We start from the raw sequence: 18,204 nt of genomic DNA on the forward strand, positions 1-18,204 counted from the left end.
GTCGATCGGGGCACGATCGAGGCATGAACGAATTCCCCTCCGCCCCTCCGGACTCCGCGCCCTCGCCGGACGGGGCGGCCATCCGCCTGGTGGGCGTTTCCAAGAGCTACGGCGGCGTCGAGGCGATCCGGTCGCTGGACCTCGACCTCGCGCGCGGCGAATCGGTAGCACTCCTCGGCCCCAACGGCGCAGGCAAGAGCACGACGATCGGGATGATGGTCGGTCTCGTGACGGCAGACCGAGGCCGCGTGCAGGTCGCCGGCACATCGCCGCGGACTGCGGTAGCACGCGGCGCCATCGCCGCGATGCTTCAGGACACCGGATTCATGGGGGGAGTCACCGTGGCCGAACTCGTCGGCTTCGCGGCGAGTATCTACCCCCGCTCTCTCGCCGTCGGCCGTGCGATCGACCTCGCCGGTCTGATCGGTCTCGAGCGTCGCCGCGTCGACCGGCTCTCCGGCGGCCAGGCGCAGCGCCTCCGCTTCGCGATCGCCGTGGTGGCCGATCCCGAGATCCTCATCCTCGACGAGCCCACCCGGGCGCTCGACGTGCAGGCGCGCGCCGAATTCTGGGAGGCGATGCGCGCGTTCGCCGCCACGGGGCGAACGCTCGTCTTCGCGACCCACTACCTCGACGAGGTCGACGGGAACGCATCCAGGGTCGTCGTGCTCGCCAACGGCTCGATCGTCGGCGACGGGCGGCCCGACGAGATCCGGAGGCGCACGGGCACGACGATGGTCCGCGTCAGCGTGGCCGACACGGGCTTCGATTCGCAGCGCCGGCTGGAGGAGCTCGCCGGCGTCGCGGAGATCGCGCGCAGCGGCGAGCGTTTCTCCCTCCGCACGACGGACGCGGACGCGACCGTGCGCGAACTGGCCCTGTCCGGCCTGTCGTGGCGTGCCCTCGAAGTGGCGCCGCCCAGCCTCGACGAATCGTTCCTCACCCTCACCCAGGAGGCGTCATGACTCTCTCGCTTCTCCGTCTCGAGACGGTGCGCATGCTGCGCGACCCCAAGTACCTCGCGCTCGCGGTCGCCGCTCCTATCGGCTTCTACCTTCTCTTCGCCACGCTCTTCGGCGGTGGCCCGACGCCACCAGGCGAGCTTCCGGGAACGATCGAGATCATGGTCGCGATGGCGGCCTACGGAGCGATCTGGGCTGTGCTCTCCACCACCGGGCCGAGGATCGCCGAGGAGCGCCAGACGGAATGGCTGCAGCAGCTGCGCTCGATGCCGATCTCTGCGGGCACGGTGCTCGGCTCGAAGGTGGTCGCCAGCGTGCTCACGGCGCTGCCGGCGATCGTCCTCGTCTGCCTGACGGCGGCACTGGCGAAGGGAGTCACCCTGACCGCCGGGCAATGGATTGCCCTTGTCATTGCCCTCTGGCTCGGGAGCACGACCTTCGCAGCCCTGGGCATCGCGATCGGCTTCCTCGTCGGCTCCGACGTCGCCTACCCGCTGAGCTACGGGCTCTACATGGCGATGTCGGCGCTCGGCGGCCTCTGGGTTCCACCGGCCATCCTGCCCACCGGCCTCAGCGACGTCGCATTGTGGATGCCGACCTACCGGCTGGCGACGCTCGGCTGGGAGATCGCGGGCGGGAAGCTGCCCGATCTCACGAGCATTGCGATCCTGGTCGCGTGGACGGCCGGGCTGGCCGGGGTGGCGTTCCTCGCCTATCGCCGTCCCCGCATCCGTCGCCACCGCATCCGTCGCCCACGTGCGTCGCAAACCCCCGTCGTCGTCGTGCCCGCCCCCGATAGGCTTGCACGGTGACGAGCCCGGCCGCGGCGTCCGCCAGCCCCCATCGCATCACCGCGTTCCAGGTCGACGTGCTGATCGCGCTGGTCGTGCTCGCCGTCGTCGTGGTCGGGATCTACGCCGAGCTCGCCGCAGCGCCGCCCGCGGAGTACCCGGCGATCGTCGCCTTCCCCGCCGGTGCCTACCTCCTCGGCCTCGTGGCGACGGCGCCGCTCGTCGTCCGTCGGCGTCACCCGGTCGCGATCTCGTTCGTGGTCATCGCTGCGATCGCGGTCTACCATTTCGCCGGGTACCCTGGCGCATCTCCTGCGCTCGTCCTCTTCGTGACGTCGTATTCGATCGGCGCCTTCGGGCGCTCGACCTGGCGTTCGATCCTCGAGGCTCTGGGCTTCATCGTCGCGTGGCTGATCATTCCGTCGCTGCCGCCGCATCCGGTCGAATGGTTCTCGTTCGCCGTCACGGGGCCCGCTCTGGGCATGGCGTGCATGGTAGCGCTCGGCGCGACGGCCGCAGAGGTCAGGCGGAACAACGCGCTGAGCGTCGCGGCCGCCGCGAGCCGGGCAGAGGCACGGATGCGCGAGGAGCTGGCCGACGAGCGGCTCGGCATGGCACGGGAACTCCACGACGTGCTCGCGCACACGATCTCGGTCATCTCGGTGCAGGCCGGTGTCGCGCTCGACGCGCTCGACGACCGGCCGGATGCGGCCCGTGCGGCGATGCTGACGGTGCGCGGCCTGTCACGACAGGCGATCCCAGAGCTGAGGCGAACCCTGGAACTGCTCCGGCGCGATCCGTCCCTCGGCGATGAGACCGCGCCCCAGCCCGGACTCGCCGAACTCCCCGACCTGCTGGCCGGGATCGAGGCGTCAGGGCTGGTGGTCGAGACGCGCATCTCGACCGAGGGAGCCGTTCTCAGCCCGTTCGTCGAACTCACCGCCTACCGCATCGTCCAGGAGGCGGTGACGAACGTGGTGCGGCATGCAGAGGCGACCACCGTCCGTGTCGACGTGGAGGCCGACCTCGACGCGCGGGCGCTGCTGGTGACGGTCGAGGACGACGGCCGGGGTGCGCAGATCGACGATGCCGGGCACGGGCACGGGCACGGTCACGGTCTCGGGCTGCTGGGGATGCGCGAGCGGGCAGCGTCACTCGGCGGAACGCTCGAAACCGGCCGATCATCGTCCGGCGGCTTTCTCGTGACGGCCGCGCTGCCGATCGGGGAGCCGGCGTGATCCGGGTCGTGCTCGTCGACGACCAGGCGCTCATCCGCGAGGGATTCCGCGCGATCCTGGAGCGCAGTGACGACATCGAGGTGGTCGGCGAGGCCGCCGACGGGCTCGAAGCCGTCGACATCGCCCGCCGGACCCGGCCCGACGTGATCGTGATGGATGTGCGGATGCCGCGCCTCGACGGCATCGCCGCGACCGCCTCGGTCATCTCCGACCCTGCACTGCCGGACACGCGTGTGCTCGTCGTCACGACCTACGAACTCGATGCGACCGTGTTCGAGGCGCTGAGAGCGGGAGCGAGCGGATTCCTGCTCAAAGATCTCGAACCCGACGACCTGCGCCGGGCGGTGCGCGTCGTCGCCTCGGGCGAGTCGCTTCTCGCACCCAGCGTCACGCGACGCCTGATCGCGCGGTTCACGACACTGCCCCGGCGGGACGCTGACGTCGACGAGCGACTGGGACGCCTGACCGAACGAGAGCGGGAGATCGTCGCACTGGTCGCATCCGGCCTCAGCAATGCCGAGATCGGTGAGCGGCTCTTCATCAGCCCGGCGACGGCCAAGACCCATGTGTCGCGGGCGATGACCAAGCTCGGAGCCCGGGACCGGGCGCAGGTCGTGGTCTTCGCGTACGAGTCGGGGATCGTCTCGGCGCCGGGGCCCTGATCGTCAGGCGCTCTGTCTGTCAGGCGCTCTGTCAGACAGCACGGAGCACCGCGACGACCTTGCCGAGCACCTCGGCGAAGTCGCCCACGATCGGCTCGAAGTTGGAGTTGCGGGGAAGCAGCCACGTGTGCCCGTCGCGCTGGCGGAACACCTTGACCGTGGCCTCGTTGTCGAGCATGGCGGCGACGATGTCGCCGTTCTCCGCGGTCTTCTGCTGGCGCACGACGACCCAGTCGCCGTCGCAGATAGCGGCGTCGATCATCGACTCGCCGACGACCTTCAGCATGAAGAGGTCGCCGTTGCCCACCAGCTGCCGGGGGAGCGGGAAGACCTCTTCGACCTGCTGCTCCGCCGTGATCGGCACGCCCGCGGCGATGCGGCCGACGAGCGGGACCATCCTGGCGTCACCCACGGGAGTCTGGTTCTCGAAGTCGAGGCTCTCGGATGGGGCCTGCGGCACATCGATCAGGATCTCGAGAGCCCGAGGCCGGTTCGGATCGCGCCGGAGGTAGCCGCTGAGCTCGAGCTGGTTGAGCTGGTGCGTCACGCTCGACAGGGAGGACAGGCCGACGGCGTCGCCGATCTCCCTCATGCTCGGCGGGTAGCCGCGCTGGCTCACGGAGCGTGCGATCACATCCAGGATGGCGAGCTGCTTCTCGCTCAGGTTCTTACGCCGGCGGGTGCCGCCGCGTTCCCGCCCTGCTCCGTTGTCGTTCGTCACTTTCCCGTCCCTTCGTGACCGCCTCCGCCCCGTTCCGAGGCTGCGCCGGAACGAATGTCGGTGGTGCCTGGTTGAGTGAACTCCAGACAATCGAAACTGTATCCACGATGCAGCGCTGAAACAAACATGTGTTCGAGTGTGTTGCGATATTCGTCACTGAATCAGTGTTTTGCGGATTGGTTGAAGTTTCGAACATTCGAAGATATATTCGGAACACAGCTTCGCATCCGGCCCTCCCGGCCGAGAGTCGGATGCGAATACTCCCAGGAGGTCAGGCCATGACTGCAGCGATTCAGATGCCGACGCACTTCGCCGGTGCGACGTCCCGCACTGTGCCGTCCCGCACTGTGACGTCCCGCCCCGTGCCGTCCCGCACTGTGACGTCCCGCCCTGTGGGCGTGGCGACCACGCACCTCCGGCTGACGCGACGCGGTCGCGCCGTGATCACGACGCTGGCGGCCGTTCCTCTGGTGATCGGCGCCTTCCTCTTCGCGATGAACGGCGGAGGAGCGGTCGCGACCGGTTCGAGTGAGCACACGCAGTTCTCGTACGTGACGGTGCACTCCGGTCAGTCCCTCTGGAGCATCGCCGAGAAGATCGCGCCGAGCGCAGACCCGCGTGACGTGATCGCCGACATCGTCTCACTGAACCAGCTGCAGTCGGCCGTCGTGACCCCCGGGCAGCGCATCGCGATCCCGAGCCAGTACGGCGGGGGCCGTTGAGTACTGAGCGCTGAGCACTGCCCGAGGCAGGGCGGCTGGTGAGCCGCATTAGCATTGTGTGGTGACTTCGCTCTCCAATCTGCCGATTCGCGATGACCTGCGGGGAAAGACTCCCTACGGCGCGCCCCAGAAGACCGTCCCGGTCGCGCTGAACGTCAACGAGAACACGCATCCCATCCCTGATGATGTGGCCGCCGACATCGTGGCAGCAGTCGCCAATGCGGTCCACGGGGTCAACCGCTACCCCGATCGCGAGTTCGTCGAACTGCGCGAAAGTCTTGCCCGCTATCTCGGGCACGATCTGACGCCGGCCCAGATCTGGGCGGCGAATGGATCGAACGAGGTGCTCCAGCACGTGCTCCAGGCCTTCGGCGGGCCCGGCCGTACGGCGCTCGGGTTCGCCCCGACCTACTCGATGTACTCCCTCCTCGCCGCGGGCACCGGCACGCAGTGGCTCGCCGGTCCGCGCGACGACGACTTCGAGCTCAGCGCCGAGACTGCGGTCCGGGAGATCCAGCGGGTGGATCCGGACATCGTCATCCTGTGCGCTCCGAACAATCCCACCGGTACGCCCCTGTCGATCGAGACCATCGCTGCCGTCTACGAGGCCTCTCGCGGCATCGTCGTCGTCGACGAGGCCTACGCCGAGTTCATGCCGACGGGCAGCCCCAGTGCCCTCAGCCTGCTGCCCGGGCGTGAGCGGCTCCTTGTTTCGCGGACGATGAGCAAGGCGTTCGCCTTCGCCGGTGCACGCGTGGGCTACCTCGCCGCGGATGCAGCCGTCACCGACGCGCTGCGACTGGTCCGACTGCCGTATCACCTCTCCGCGCTGACGCAGGCGGCGGCAGTGGCGGCGCTCGCACACTCTGACGAGATGCTCGCCATGGTCGGCGAGATCTCCGCCCAGCGCGATCGCCTCGTCACCGAACTCGCTGCCCTCGGCTATCTGCCGCACCGCAGCGGAAGCAATTTCGTGCTCTTCGGCGGGGTGCGCGACCCCCACGCGACCTTCCAGTCGTTGCTCGCCCAAGGGGTCCTCATCCGTGACATCGGAATCCCGGGTCACCTGCGCGTGACGGCCGGTACGGAAGCCGAGACGACGGCTTTCCTGACCGCGCTCGCCTCACTAGGACATGCAGACGAGGGCACTGTCCCGACGACACTAAACTCGCAGGCATGACCAATCGCACGGCCACGATCCAGCGGGAGACCAGCGAGTCGAGCATCCAGCTCACCGTCGACCTCGACGGGAAGGGACTCGCCGATGTGCAGACGTCGGTGCCCTTCTTCGACCACCTGCTGACCGCGTTCGCGAAGCACTCGCTCACCGACCTGAGGGTGCGTGCGAGCGGTGACGTCGAGATCGACGTCCACCACACGGTGGAAGACGTCGGCATCGTGCTCGGCCAGGCCATCCGTGCGGCGCTCGGCGACAAGGCGGGCATCTCGCGCTTCGGCGACGCCCTCGTGCCCCTCGACGAAGCACTCGTGCAAGCCGTCGTCGACATCTCGGGGCGCCCTTACCTCGTGCACACCGGCGAACCCGCCGGTTTCGAATACCACCTCATCGGCGGCCACTTCACCGGCTCCATGGTTCGGCACGTGTTCGAGGCGATCACGTTCAACGCCGCCCTGACCACGCACATCACCGTCCTCGGCGGCCGCGACCCCCACCACATCGCCGAGGCCGAGTTCAAGGCGTTCGCCCGCGCGTTCCGCCAGGCGAAGGCGCTCGACCCGCTGGTGTCGGGCATCCCGTCGACCAAGGGGGCGCTGTGACACGACCGTCGGTCGTCGTCTTCGATTACGGCACGGGCAACGTCCACTCCGCAGCCAAGGCGCTCGAAGCGGCCGGCGCCGACGTCGAGCTGACCGGCGACCGGGCGAAGGCCCAGGCTGCCGACGGTCTCGTCGTGCCGGGCGTCGGAGCGTTCAAAGCGGTGGCCGAAGCACTGCGCGCCTCGCACGGCGACGAGATCGTCGATCGTCGCCTTGCCGGAGGCCGGCCGGTGCTCGGGATCTGCGTCGGCATGCAGATCATGTTCGAGCACGGCGTCGAGCGTGGCAACGACAGCCCCGGCCTCGGCGAATGGCCTGGCGAAGTGGATGTGCTCACGGCGGACGTGCTCCCGCATATGGGCTGGAACACCGTTGATGCCCCGGAGGACTCCGCGCTCTTCGACGGAATCCGTGACGAGCGTTTCTACTTCGTCCACTCGTACGCGGCCCAAGAGTGGACGCTCGAGGTCATGCCGCCGTTCCCGGTGCCTCGCGTGACGTGGAGCGAGCACGGCTCGCGTTTCATCGCGGCCGTGGAGAACGGTCCCCTGAGTGCGACGCAGTTCCATCCCGAGAAGTCGGGCGAGGCGGGCATCCACCTCCTCCGCAACTGGCTGGGCACGCTGCGCTAGCCGGGAAATCCAGGAAGAAGGATATGAGCGAATTCTCGACCACTCCGCGTCTCGTGCTGCTCCCCGCGGTGGACGTCGCCGACGGCAAAGCGGTGCGCCTGACGCAGGGTGAGGCCGGCTCCGAGACGAACTACGGCGACCCCGTCGACGCGGCAGCGGATTGGGCCGGCCAGGGCGCCGAGTGGATCCACCTCGTCGACCTCGACGCGGCGTTCGGCCGGGGGAACAACTCTGCGCTCCTGAAGACGGTCATCAGCCAGGTGAAAGGTGTGAACGTCGAGCTGTCCGGCGGCATCCGCGACGACGCGTCGCTGGAGGCCGCTCTCGGCATCGGCGCGACCCGGATCAACCTCGGCACCGCCGCCCTCGAGAACCCGGAGTGGGCAGCGAATGTCATCGGCCGGTATGGCGAGGCCATCGCCGTCGGCCTCGATGTGCGCGGAACGACCCTCGCGGCCCGTGGCTGGACCCAGGACGGCGGCGACCTGTGGGAGGTGCTCGCCAGGCTCGAAGACGCCGGATGCGCACGCTACGTCGTCACCGACGTCACCAAGGACGGCACACTCAAGGGCCCGAACCTCGACCTCCTGCGCCAGGTGATGGAACGCACGGAGCGCCCGGTCGTCGCATCCGGTGGCATCTCGAATCTCGACGACATCGCGGCGCTCCGCGAACTGGTTCCGCAGGGGCTCGAAGGAGCGATCGTCGGCAAGGCGCTGTACGCCGGCGCGTTCACGCTGGCCGAGGCGCTGGATGTCGCCGGAGCCTGACGGGCTGCGGCCCCCTCACACCGACTCGGCCGGTCAGCCGTGGGCGGGCCGCCAGGTCGACGCGAACGCGTTCGGCGCCGACGACGGCTCTGCTCCGGCCGAGCTCATCGAGGCGATCCGGGGCTTCCGTGCCGGCGAAGCGGCGGCGGATGCAGTGGTCGACGTCGTCCGCCACGTGCGCCTGCTCATTCCGCTGGTGGCCCAGCTCGGCGAGTCGGGAACGACGGAGGCGGGTCACCTCGTCGACAAATCTCAGGAACTCGCCATCGTCACCGTGGAGGGACCGGACGGCCGCACCGTGCTGCCGGTGTTCTCGTCCGTCACGGCGATGCAGCGCTGGAACCCGAAGGCGAGGCCGGTGCCCGCAGATGGCGTCCGCGTCGCACTGGCTGCGGCAAGCGAGGAGACCGACCTGGTCGTCCTCGACCCGCGCTCCGACACCGAGTTCGTCATCCGCCGCCCCGCCCTCTGGGCGATCGCGCAGTCGCAGCCGTGGCTTCCTGCTCACCTCGACCCGGAGGTGTTCGCTGCGTTCAGCGCCTCGATCGGCTCGGAACTCGGCGTGCACGATGTCTCACTGCGCTCGGGTGACCCGGATGCGCGGCTCGCAGGCGAAGACATCGTCGTGCGGCTGGAGCTCGCGCAGGGTCTCACCCAGGAGGAGCTCGACGCCGTCCTTGCGCGACTCGCGCAGCGCTGGGCGGCCGACGACGTGATCGCCACGCGGGTGGATTCCCTGCGCGTGCAGCTCACCGCATCGGCCTGAGGAAGGCGTCGCGCGTTGACCCTCCGTATGACCGGGGAGGACAATCGGTGCTGTGCGCCCAGCGCTGGGCGCCGGGAGCGAATGCGCTGATGCAAGCTGACTACGACGACATCATCGACCGGGCGGCGGCCACCGCGAAAGCGTGGCTCGCCGGTTTCGAGGAGCGACCGATCCCGCCGACAGCGATGGTCGGCGACGTCCGGCGACATCTCGGCGAGCGGCTGCCGGCGACCGGTTCCGACCAGGATGCGGTGCTCGAGCGGTTGACGGCGGCGGTCGAGCCCGGCCTCATGGCCATCCAGTCATCCCGGTTCTACGGCTGGGTGATGGGCGGCACTTTTCCGGTCGCGCTCGGCGCGGACTGGCTGGTCACGGCCTGGGACCAGAACGCCGGGATGCGCGATGCGACGCCTGGCGTGGTCGCCGCCGAGGAACTCGCGGGCGAGTACCTGCTCGACCTGCTCGGCCTGCCGGCGACCGCCGATGTGGGTTTCGTGACGGGCGCGACGACCGCCAACATGGTCGGTCTCATCGCCGGACGCACGGCCGTCCTGCGCAGGGCCGGATGGGATGTGAACCGGGACGGTCTGGCGGGCGGTCCGCGCATCCGGTTCATCGCGGGCGCCGAACGTCACACCTCGGTCGACCTCGCAGCGCGGTACGCCGGTCTGGGGCTGCCGCTCACCGTGGAGGCCGACGACCAGGGGCGCATCCGTGTCGATCTGCTCCGGTCGCTGCTCGCCGAGGGGGAGGGGCCGACGATCGTGTGTCTTCAGGCCGGCAACCTGCACTCGGGCGCCTTCGACGACTTCACCGGCGCGATCGAGGCTGCGCACGATGCCGGCGCCTGGGTCCACATCGACGGCGCGTTCGGTCTGTGGGCGGGCGCCGCCTCCGGACTGCGTCACCTGACCGCCGGCTACGACGGAGCGGATTCGTGGGCGACGGATGCGCACAAGACATTGAACGTGCCCTACGACTGCGGGATCGCGGTCGTCGCGGACCCGGTCGCGCTGAACGGGGCGTTCAGCATCCATGCCGCCTACCTTCCGCGGCCGGCGGAAGGGTTCGACCCGTACGAGAAAGTACCCGAGATGTCGCGGCGCGCCCGTGGCGTGACGGTCTGGGCGACGCTGGCGTGGCTGGGACGACAGGGTGTGGACGACCTGGTGCAGCGGCTGGCGGACAGCGCTTCAGCCCTGGCTCAGGGCCTCGCCCAGCTGCCGGGCGTGACCATCCTGAACGATGTCGTGTTCACCCAGGTGTGTCTGGCGCTGGAGGACGACGAGGCGATCGCCGCGCTCGCCGCGGCGTTGCGGGCGGACGGAACCATCTTCGCGTCGCCGTCCCGCTGGAGGGACCGCGCCGTGCTGCGCTTCTCCGTCAGCAACTGGGGGACCGACGAGACAGCCGTCGCCCGCACGATCGAGGCCGTCCGCTCGGCCTTGGCGAGCATCCGAGCCGACGTCGGCTAATTGACCGGGCCGGTCCACTTCTCGCCCGGCCCCTTGCCGATTTCATCGGGGATGGGCGATGCCTCACGGAAGGCGAGCTGCAGCGAGCGGAGGCCGTCGCGGAGGCTGCGGGCGTGCTGGTCGCCGATGTGCTGTGCGCTGGCCGTGACGAGGCCCGCGAGGGCGTCGATGAGCTTGCGGGCCTCGTCCAGGTCGAGTTGCGTCTCCGGGGCGTCGGCGAGCCCGCACTTGACGGCGGCGGCGCTCATGAGGTGCACTGCAGTGGTGGTGATGACCTCGACAGCAGGGACGTCCGCGATGTCTCGCGTGGCCTCGTCGACGTAGGCGTCGGCGTCCTCAGGGGTGTAACTGTCGCTCACTGATTTCCTCTGTTAGAATCGTTCGGGCTCCGAGGCTTCTGTCTCGGTACGAAAGTGGAGATTCTCCCACCCGCGCTTGACCGCTACTAGGTTACCGGGTTGTTCGCACTCCGCCGTCGCGCCGCCAGCGCGAGGGTAGCCAGGGTGCCGTGCCAGGCCTGCGAATTATTTCGCAGGTGCTCGTGGTGCGTGAATTTCCTCTTCGCCGCTTTCGTCACCCGACGGGAACGTGGCCGAATGTATCGCTTTGATCAGAGGAGAAACGCATCAGCGATCCCCGTACCAATGACCGTATCCGCGTCCCCGAAGTTCGTCTTGTCGGCCCCAGCGGTGAGCAGGTCGGCGTCGTGAAAATCGAGGTCGCCCTTCGTCTCGCGCAGGAAGCCGATCTGGACCTGGTTGAGGTTGCTCCCAACTCCAAGCCGCCTGTCGCGAAGATCATGGATTACGGCAAGTTCAAGTACGAGGCTGCGCAGAAGGCCAAGGAGGCCCGGCGCAACCAGGCGAACACCATTCTCAAAGAGGTTCGCTTCCGCCTCAAGATCGACAAGCACGACTACGAAACCAAGCGCAAGCGCGCCGAGGGCTTCCTCAAGGCCGGCGACAAGGTCAAAGCCATGATCCTGTTCCGCGGCCGTGAGCAGTCCCGCCCCGAGCAGGGCGTGCGCCTGCTTCAGAGATTTGCCGAAGATGTCGCGGAGTTCGGTTCTGTCGAATCGACGCCGACCATCGACGGTCGAAACATGGTCATGGTCATCGGCCCCCTGAAGAACAAGTCAGAGGCCAAGGCCGAGGCCAATGCACAACGTGCCGCCTCGAAGGCGCGGGCCCACGCCCCCGCCGAGGAGTCGGCTGCTGCCGCAGAGCCTTCTGCGCAGGACGAAGAGAGTTCGCCGGCTATGCCTGCGACGAACGAGGAGAAATAATGCCCAAGCAGAAGACCCATTCCGGGGCCAAGAAGCGCTTCAAGTTGACCGGTAGCGGCAAGGTCATGAAGCAGCAGTCCGGTATGCGCCACAACCTGGAGCTGAAGTCCAGCCGTCGCACTCGCCGTCTCAACCAGGACCAGGTGCTCGCACCCGTTGATGCCAAGCGCATCAAGAAGATGCTCGGCAAGTAACGCCGCCCGACGTTAGGAAAACAAGAAAATGGCAAGAGTAAAGAGGGCCGTCAACGCCCACAAGAAGCGTCGGGTCATCCTCGAGCGCGCCGAGGGCTACCGCGGTCAGCGGTCGCGCCTGTACCGCAAGGCCAAGGAGCAGGTCACTCACTCGCTGGTCTACAGCTACCGTGACCGCCGTGCGCGCAAGGGCGACTTCCGCCGCCTGTGGATCCAGCGCATCAACGCGGCCAGCCGTGCGAACGGTCTCACCTACAACCGTCTGATCCAGGGCCTGGGTCTTGCCGGTGTCGAGGTCGACCGTCGCATCCTCGCCGAGCTCGCGGTCAACGAGCCCGCGACCTTCGCGGCGCTCGTCGAGACGGCCAAGAAGGCACTTCCCGCCGACACGTCGGCGCCGAAGGCCGCCGCCGCGTAGTCGCCGTTCACTGCGTCACCACCTATAGGCTGGTGCCATGCTTGATAACCCGCGTTCGCCGCGTGTTCGGGCCGTGGCGAAACTGGCTAAAAGAGGAGCCCGGTCCGAGACCGGGCTCTTTCTTTTGGAGGGGCCGCAGTCCGTCGCCGAGGCGTTGACGTTCCGGCCCGAGCTGGTCGTCGAGTTGTATGCGACGCCGACGGCTCTCGACCGGTACACCGACATCGCGCAGACGGCGGTCGACGCCGGTGTCGATGTCGAGTTCGTGACGGAGCACGTGCTGGAGACGATGGCCGACACGGTCACACCGCAGGGGTTCGTGGCGGTGTGCCACCAGTTCCCGACCTCGATCCGCGACATCCTGTCGGGGGAGCCGAAGCTGGTCGCGATCCTCGAGGAGGTGCGCGACCCCGGCAACGCGGGCACGATCATCCGTGCCGCGGATTCGGCGGGGGCGGATGCGGTGATCCTGACCGGCCGTACGGTCGACCTCTACAACCCCAAGGTGGTGCGCTCGTCGACCGGGTCGATCTTCCATGTGCCCGTCGCCGTGGGTGCGACACTGGAACATGTGGTCGGCAGGGCCCGAGCGGCCGGGCTGCAGGTTCTCGCGGCCGACATCAAGGGTGACGATCTCCTGGCGGCGCGCAAGGAGGGGCTGCTCGCCCGAGCGACCGCGTGGGTGTTCGGCAATGAGGCCCGGGGGCTCGGCGATGACGACCTCGCGCTCGTGGACCGCGCCGTCACCGTGCCGATCTATGGAAGTGCGGAGTCCATGAACCTGGCGACCGCAGCATCCGTGTGCCTGTACGAGTCGGCATTCGCACAGCGATCCTGAACGTGTGACCCGTGATGAGGTAGTGCGGCATCATGACCATCTTCGGCGACATCGCCCTCGACGGAGCACGGCGCTCGGTCACGGTGGAACGGGAATACGCGACGACGGCGGCCGACCTGTGGAGCGCGCTCACCGAGCCGGGCCGCATCGCGCGCTGGATCGGGAACTACACGACGGAGGCCGACGGGTACCGGCTGCAGCTGGGCGGCGGATTTCCGGACGTCACCGGTCGCGTGCTGGCCTGCGAACCGGAGAAGCGCTTCGTCCTGCTCTGGCTGTTCGCCGGTGAGGCCGAGACGGAACTCGAGGCGACGCTGGCCCCGCACGGCGAGGATCACGTCGTGCTCACCCTCGCGCACCGGCGCGTGCAGGCGATCAACGCATCCGTCTACGGCGCGCTGTGGCAGGCCGCGTTCACTCACCTCGACGGTGAACTGACCGGCGAGCAGGCGCTCGGTGATCGGGGATACCTCGGCGAGGCCGTCGACGCCTCGGCTTTCGATGCCGCGCTCGAGGAGTACCGCCGGCGCGAGGCCGCGCTCACTCCGGCGCGGATGATCCGCCAGGACGGGCGCAGCGGGGTGCAGCTCGAGCGAGTCCTCGATGCGCCCATCGACCAGGTGTGGGATGCGCTGACCGGGCCGGAGCGGATCGGCCGGTGGCTCTGGCCGGTGGTCGAATGGCCGGACGACCCCGCGCGCTCGCGACCGCTCGAGCTCGGGGACACCTTCCTGCTCGGCGACGCCAATGTGCCGGACGGCGTGCACACGATGGAGGTGCTCGCCCTCGAACCGGGCCGCCTGCTCTCGTTCACGTGGGGTCCTGCCCGCTCGGCAGTGACGCTGAGCCTCTCCGAGGAGGTCGACGGCACCCTTCTGGTGCTCGATCAGGATCCGATCCCGGACGTCTTCGGCGCAGGCCGCCTCCGGTCGGCCCCCGATTTCGCCGCCGGCTGGCACTCCCTCGTCGACGGGCTCACGTTGCTGCTCGAAGGCCTCGACGCGCCGAAGCGCGAAGGATTGTGGGAGGCCGCCTACGACGTGTATGCGGCAGAGGACGCCGCAGAGTGACCCGTGCCTCGCACTAAACTTGGGTTCCGTGTCCGAACCCACTGAAATCTCCGAGACCGTCGTCGAAGCCGCCGTCCAGGCCGCGCTGACGGCGATCGCCGATGCGGCCGACTCGGCGGCTCTCAAGGTCGTCCGTGCCGAGCACACTGCAGAGCACTCCCCGCTCGCGCGGCTGAATGCCGGCCTCCGCAACGTGCCCAACGACCAGAAGGCCGCGGCCGGCAAGCTCGTCGGCCAGGCGAGGGCCCGCGTGAACCTGGCGTTCGCCGCCAAGGAGGCGGAGATCGAGGCCGCCGAGGATGCGCAGCGCCTCGCCGACGAGCGGGTCGACGTGACCGCGCTCCCGTCGCGTTGGCAGGCCGGCGCCCGGCATCCCCTCTCCCTTCTCCAGGAGCGCATCGCCGACATCTTCGTCGGCATGGGGTGGGAGGTCGCAGAAGGCCCGGAGCTCGAGAGCGAGTGGTACAACTTCGACGCGCTCAACTTCGACGAGGACCACCCGGCGCGAGCCATGCAGGACACGTTCTTCGTCGAGCCGACCTCGTCGCACCTCGTTCTGCGCACGCACACGTCGCCCGTTCAGCTGCGGGCGCTGCTGGAGAACGACCTCCCGCTGTACCGCATCGCTCCCGGGCGGGTCTTCCGCACCGACGAGCTCGACGCCACGCACACGCCGGTCTTCCACCAGACCGAGGGCATCGCCGTCGACAAGGGTCTGACGATGGCGCACCTGCGCGGGACGCTCGACCACTTCGTCAAGAACATGTTCGGCGAGGATGCGAAGGTGCGTCTGCGGCCCAACTACTTCCCGTTCACGGAACCCAGCGCCGAGCTCGACCTCTGGCACCCCACCTTCAAGGAGGGGCCCCAGTGGATCGAGTGGGGAGGCTGCGGGATGATCAACCCGAACGTCCTGCGCTCGGCGGGCATCGATCCCGATGTGTACTCCGGTTTCGCGTTCGGCGTCGGCGTGGAACGTGCGCTCATGTTCCGCAACGACGTGAAGGATATGCATGACATGGTCGAGGGCGATGTGCGCTTCTCCCAGCAGTTCGGAATGGTGGTCTGATGCGCGTCCCACTCAGCTGGCTCGCCGAGTATGTCGATCTCGAGCCGGGGACGACGGCCGAGCAGGTTCACGCCGCGCTCGTCTCCGTCGGTCTGGAGGAGGAGGACGTCCACACGTTCGAGATCTCCGGTCCCGTCGTGGTCGGGCAGGTGCTCGACTTCGTCGATGAGCCGCAGTCGAACGGCAAGACCATCCGCTGGTGTCATGTGCGCGTGGCCCCGGAGGGTACGCGGGCGGCGGACGGCGGCGACGACGTGCGCGGGATCGTGTGCGGCGCCCACAACTTCGTCGCAGGCGACAAGGTGGTGGTGTCGCTGCCCGGGGCAGTCCTGCCCGGGCCGTTCCCGATCTCGGCGCGCAAGACGTACGGCCACGTCTCCGACGGGATGATCGCGTCCGCTCGTGAGCTGGGGCTCGGCGACGAGCACGACGGAATCCTGCGCCTCGCGACCCTCGAGCTCGACCCTCCGGTCGGCACGGATGCGGTCGGCCTCCTCGGGCTGGACGACACGGCCGTCGAGGTCAATGTGACTCCCGACCGCGGCTACGCCTTCTCGATCCGCGGCATCGCGCGAGAGTTCTCGCACGCGACGGGGGCTGACTTCCGCGACCCTGCGGCCGCCCCTGAGCTGCTGCGCGGCCGTCCGAGCCACACGACGGGCAGCACGTTCCCCGTCTCGATCGACGACACCGCCCCCATCCGCGGGCGCGTCGGAGCATCCGTCTTCGTGACGCGCGTCGTCCGCGACGTCGATGCGACACGGCCGACGCCGGCCTGGATGATCGCGCGTCTCAAGCTCGCGGGCATCCGCTCGATCTCCCTCGTCGTCGACGTGACCAACTACGTGATGCTCGAGCTCGGCCAGCCGATCCACGGCTACGACCTCGACGCCCTCACCGGTGGCCTCACGGTGCGCCGCGCCCGCCCGGGCGAGACGCTCGTGACCCTCGACGGCCAGGAGCGGACGCTCGACCAGGAAGACCTGCTGATCACCGACGACTCCGGGCCGATCGGCCTTGCGGGAGTCATGGGCGGCGCGTCGACCGAGATCGGCTCCTCGACCCGCAACGTCCTCATCGAGGCGGCGAACTTCGACCCCGTGTCGATCGCCCGGACCGCTCGCCGGCACAAGCTGCCGAGCGAGGCGTCCAAACGGTTCGAGCGCGGTGTCGACCCGCAGGTCGCGGCTGCAGCTGCGGCACGGGTGGTCCAGCTGCTCGAGCAGCTCGCGGGCGGCAGCGCGGACGACCTCGGCTCCCTCCACAACACGAGCGTGACCCCGGATGCGATCCAGCTGCCCGCCGGCTACGTCTCGTCGCTGATCGGCGTTGACTTCACCGACGAGGAGATCGAGACCGCACTCGCCGAGATCGGCGGCGCGATCACTGCCACGTCCACCGGCCTCAGCGTCGTGCCCCCGACGTGGCGCCCCGACCTGACGGACAAGTCGGACCTCGCCGAGGAGGTCGCCCGCATCGTCGGCTACGACCGCATCCCCTCCGTGCTCCCCGTCGCGCCTCCCGGACGCGGACTGACCCGCACCCAGCTCCTCCGACGCTCCGTAGCCGAGACGCTTGCCGCGAACGGAGCCACCGAGGTGCTCGCGTATCCGTTCGTGACCGAGCGGGCGAACGACACGTTCGGCTCGCCGGTCGCTGGGCGCGTGCCCGCGGTGAAGCTGGCCAACCCGCTCGACGGCACGGTGCCGTACCTGCGGACGTCGCTCCTTCCGGGGCTGACGGAGATCGCGAAGCGGAACCTGTCCCGCGGCCTGGTCGATCTGGCGCTGTACGAGGTCGGAACGGTGTTCCTCCCCGCCCCTGACGGCACCTTCGGTTCCCGGTCGCTGCCCCCGGGCGCGGCCCTGCCGCCCGAGGACGTCCTGACCGGCCTGAACGCCGGCATCCCCTGGCAGCCCCAGCACGTAGCGGGTCTGGTGCTCGGCAATGCTGTACCGAAGCAGCCGGGCCTGCCCGCCGTCGCGGCAGGAATCGTGGACGTTCTCGCGATGGTCGACCAGATCGGGGCGGCGATCGGCGTCTCGGTCGAGCCGGTGCAGGGATCGCACCAGGCGCTCCACCCGGGCCGCGCGGCCGAGCTGATCGTGCGTCGCGCGCACGATCATGTGCGGGTCGGCTTCGCCGGCGAGCTGCTTCCGGCGCTCGCCGAGGAGGCGGACCTTCCACGCGTCGTCGGCGTCTTCGAGCTCGACCTCGACGCGCTGTTCGAACTCGCCCCGCGCGAACGGGTGGCGTCCGCGATCGCGGCGTTCCCGGCGGCGACCCAGGACCTTTCGCTCGTCGTCGGAGTCGATGTCGCCGCAGGCGATGTCGAGCGTGCCGTCGTCGACGGCGCGGGCCGGCTCCTCGAGCACGCCCGCCTGGTCGACGACTACCGTGGCCCGGGTATCCCGGAGGGGACGAAGAGCCTCACCTTCGCGCTCCGCTTCCGGGCAGACGACCGCACGCTCACCGCGGCCGAAGCGAGCGAAGCGAAGCTCGCGGGCGCGGCGCGGGCCGGCGACCAGTTCGGCGCGCACATCCGCGACTGAATCGCTCAGCCGCCGTGCCCGCCAGCTCGGGACATCCCCGCCCGCTCGAGTCGGCGGCCACGTCCCGACTTGGCGGGCACACATTCCCGAGGTGGCGGGGAGGTGGTGGGAGCCCGCCGGCACCGCCCGAGTTGGAGCGAGCCGAGCAGACCCGCTAGGGTTGCCGCATGCTTTCCGTTCGGCGCACCCTTTCCGCTCGTGGCCTCGTGGCCGCCGGCGCACTGCGTCGACGCCTGGGCGACCGCCGAATCTAGGCGACG

At 69.0% G+C, this 18,204-nt stretch carries 20 protein-coding genes; 18 read left to right on the forward strand and 2 right to left on the reverse strand.

The features are described 5' to 3' along the window. The first annotated feature begins 23 nt into the window (after positions 1-23). The 4 genes from G3T36_RS16935 to G3T36_RS16950 are packed head-to-tail and all read left to right on the forward strand — an operon-like array spanning position 24 to position 3,653. Positions 24-965 (forward strand): ABC transporter ATP-binding protein, encoded by a 942-nt coding sequence (locus G3T36_RS16935; protein WP_163291012.1) that lies wholly within the window; start codon positions 24-26, stop codon positions 963-965. Next, positions 962-1,774 carry an ABC transporter permease gene (locus G3T36_RS16940; protein ID WP_163291013.1) on the forward strand — a complete coding sequence of 271 codons (813 nt, stop codon included), beginning with the start codon at positions 962-964 and terminating at the stop codon, positions 1,772-1,774. The genes G3T36_RS16935 and G3T36_RS16940 overlap by 4 nt, the downstream gene beginning before the upstream one ends. Then, positions 1,771-2,991, forward strand: coding sequence for a histidine kinase (locus tag G3T36_RS20190; RefSeq protein ID WP_163291015.1), 1,221 nt, complete (start codon positions 1,771-1,773; stop codon positions 2,989-2,991). Before G3T36_RS16940 ends, G3T36_RS20190 begins: the two co-directional genes overlap by 4 nt. Further along, entirely contained in the window at positions 2,988-3,653 is a 666-nt protein-coding gene (locus tag G3T36_RS16950; RefSeq protein ID WP_163291016.1) for a response regulator, read from the forward strand. The genes G3T36_RS20190 and G3T36_RS16950 overlap by 4 nt, the downstream gene beginning before the upstream one ends. 31 nt (positions 3,654-3,684) lie before the next feature. On the opposite strand, the gene lexA is transcribed toward G3T36_RS16950, so the two are convergent. Continuing rightward, entirely contained in the window at positions 3,685-4,374 is a 690-nt protein-coding gene (gene lexA, locus G3T36_RS16955; RefSeq protein ID WP_163291018.1) for a transcriptional repressor LexA, read from the reverse strand. Between the two features lie 278 nt (positions 4,375-4,652). On the opposite strand from lexA, the gene G3T36_RS16960 reads away from it, so the two are divergent. The 7 genes from G3T36_RS16960 (at position 4,653) to G3T36_RS16990 (ending at position 10,518) form a co-directional block, all read left to right on the forward strand. Further along, entirely contained in the window at positions 4,653-5,096 is a 444-nt protein-coding gene (locus G3T36_RS16960; protein ID WP_338031620.1) for a LysM peptidoglycan-binding domain-containing protein, read from the forward strand. Positions 5,097-5,157: 61 nt separating this feature from the next. Next, positions 5,158-6,276: a histidinol-phosphate transaminase gene (locus G3T36_RS16965; RefSeq protein ID WP_163291020.1), complete on the forward strand. Its 1,119-nt coding sequence runs from the start codon at positions 5,158-5,160 to the stop codon at positions 6,274-6,276. Next, positions 6,273-6,875: an imidazoleglycerol-phosphate dehydratase HisB gene (gene hisB / locus G3T36_RS16970; protein WP_163291022.1), complete on the forward strand. Its 603-nt coding sequence runs from the start codon at positions 6,273-6,275 to the stop codon at positions 6,873-6,875. The genes G3T36_RS16965 and hisB overlap by 4 nt, the downstream gene beginning before the upstream one ends. After that, entirely contained in the window at positions 6,872-7,507 is a 636-nt protein-coding gene (gene hisH / locus G3T36_RS16975; protein WP_163291023.1) for an imidazole glycerol phosphate synthase subunit HisH, read from the forward strand. The genes hisB and hisH overlap by 4 nt, the downstream gene beginning before the upstream one ends. 23 nt (positions 7,508-7,530) lie before the next feature. Continuing rightward, entirely contained in the window at positions 7,531-8,277 is a 747-nt protein-coding gene (priA, locus tag G3T36_RS16980) for a bifunctional 1-(5-phosphoribosyl)-5-((5-phosphoribosylamino)methylideneamino)imidazole-4-carboxamide isomerase/phosphoribosylanthranilate isomerase PriA (protein ID WP_163291025.1), read from the forward strand. Next, positions 8,261-9,043 (forward strand): SseB family protein, encoded by a 783-nt coding sequence (locus G3T36_RS16985; RefSeq protein WP_163291027.1) that lies wholly within the window; start codon positions 8,261-8,263, stop codon positions 9,041-9,043. The genes priA and G3T36_RS16985 overlap by 17 nt, the downstream gene beginning before the upstream one ends. A gap of 89 nt (positions 9,044-9,132) precedes the next feature. After that, complete coding sequence (locus tag G3T36_RS16990) at positions 9,133-10,518, forward strand: pyridoxal phosphate-dependent decarboxylase family protein (RefSeq protein ID WP_163291029.1); 1,386 nt, start codon at positions 9,133-9,135, stop codon at positions 10,516-10,518. Here the strand turns inward: G3T36_RS16990 and G3T36_RS16995 are convergent. After that, on the reverse strand, positions 10,515-10,877 hold the full coding sequence (locus tag G3T36_RS16995; RefSeq protein ID WP_163291031.1) for a DUF1844 domain-containing protein: 363 nt from the start codon (positions 10,875-10,877) through the stop codon (positions 10,515-10,517). The two genes, G3T36_RS16990 and G3T36_RS16995, sit on opposite strands and share 4 nt — an antisense overlap. A 266-nt stretch (positions 10,878-11,143) precedes the next feature. On the opposite strand from G3T36_RS16995, the gene infC reads away from it, so the two are divergent. From infC to pheT, 7 genes are read left to right on the forward strand one after another with little or no spacing between them, the layout of a single operon-like run. Continuing rightward, complete coding sequence (gene infC, locus G3T36_RS17000; RefSeq protein WP_163291128.1) at positions 11,144-11,803, forward strand: translation initiation factor IF-3; 660 nt, start codon at positions 11,144-11,146, stop codon at positions 11,801-11,803. Further along, complete coding sequence (gene rpmI, locus G3T36_RS17005; RefSeq protein WP_163291033.1) at positions 11,803-11,997, forward strand: 50S ribosomal protein L35; 195 nt, start codon at positions 11,803-11,805, stop codon at positions 11,995-11,997. Before infC ends, rpmI begins: the two co-directional genes overlap by 1 nt. A 28-nt stretch (positions 11,998-12,025) precedes the next feature. Next, positions 12,026-12,415, forward strand: coding sequence for a 50S ribosomal protein L20 (gene rplT / locus G3T36_RS17010; RefSeq protein ID WP_163291034.1), 390 nt, complete (start codon positions 12,026-12,028; stop codon positions 12,413-12,415). A gap of 37 nt (positions 12,416-12,452) precedes the next feature. Further along, positions 12,453-13,253, forward strand: a complete 801-nt coding sequence (locus G3T36_RS17015) for a TrmH family RNA methyltransferase (protein ID WP_163291035.1) — start codon at positions 12,453-12,455, stop codon at positions 13,251-13,253. A 32-nt stretch (positions 13,254-13,285) separates the two neighbouring features. Further along, on the forward strand, positions 13,286-14,323 hold the full coding sequence (locus tag G3T36_RS17020) for an SRPBCC domain-containing protein (protein ID WP_163291036.1): 1,038 nt from the start codon (positions 13,286-13,288) through the stop codon (positions 14,321-14,323). A 28-nt stretch (positions 14,324-14,351) separates the two neighbouring features. Next, positions 14,352-15,392, forward strand: coding sequence for a phenylalanine--tRNA ligase subunit alpha (pheS, locus tag G3T36_RS17025; RefSeq protein WP_163291037.1), 1,041 nt, complete (start codon positions 14,352-14,354; stop codon positions 15,390-15,392). Continuing rightward, positions 15,392-17,944 (forward strand): phenylalanine--tRNA ligase subunit beta, encoded by a 2,553-nt coding sequence (gene pheT / locus G3T36_RS17030; RefSeq protein WP_163291038.1) that lies wholly within the window; start codon positions 15,392-15,394, stop codon positions 17,942-17,944. Before pheS ends, pheT begins: the two co-directional genes overlap by 1 nt. Positions 17,945-18,204 lie beyond the last annotated feature (260 nt).

The sequence above is a fragment of the Leifsonia tongyongensis genome, from assembly GCF_010686705.1.
Classification (GTDB): domain Bacteria; phylum Actinomycetota; class Actinomycetes; order Actinomycetales; family Microbacteriaceae; genus Diaminobutyricibacter; species Diaminobutyricibacter tongyongensis.